Origin of the sequence: Pseudomonas sp. FSL R10-1350 (assembly GCF_009600525.1) — a bacterium.
In the GTDB taxonomy this organism is placed as follows: domain Bacteria; phylum Pseudomonadota; class Gammaproteobacteria; order Pseudomonadales; family Pseudomonadaceae; genus Aquipseudomonas; species Aquipseudomonas helleri.
Genome location: NZ_WIVR01000205.1, coordinates 1 through 341, shown reverse-complemented (window position 1 = coordinate 341; position 341 = coordinate 1). Strand labels below are relative to the sequence as shown.

The 341-nt window shown below is 66.0% G+C and carries 1 pseudogene; it reads left to right on the top strand.

Annotated features, from left to right (window positions below):
- Nucleotides 1-341: pseudogene (locus tag GHO25_RS26270) on the top strand (peptidoglycan-binding protein); the annotation flags it as partial.

Here is a 341-nt window from a genome sequence, read left to right as displayed (position 1 = left end):
CCTGAAGACGACATCGCCCCGGCCACCGAAGGGGCGCCGGCAACCGCGGTCGCACCGGCACCGGGCGATACGCCCAGTGATGAACGCAACATCCAGGACCTGCTCGCCAGCCCGATGCTGACAGCCGCCGTGGGTGGTGCAGCGGTCTTGTTGCTGTTGCTCTTGTTGCTGCTGCTGGTACGTCGGCGCAAGGCCCAGCAAGCGGCCGAGCGCCATGCGCGTATGGCGCGGGCGCTGGAAGAAGAGCCTGAGTTCGCGGCAGACTTCGACCTGCCAGAAAGCAGCTTTGAAGGCATTGAAGTGGCATCGCCGAGCGTTCATCTGGACGCCGCTCCAGCACC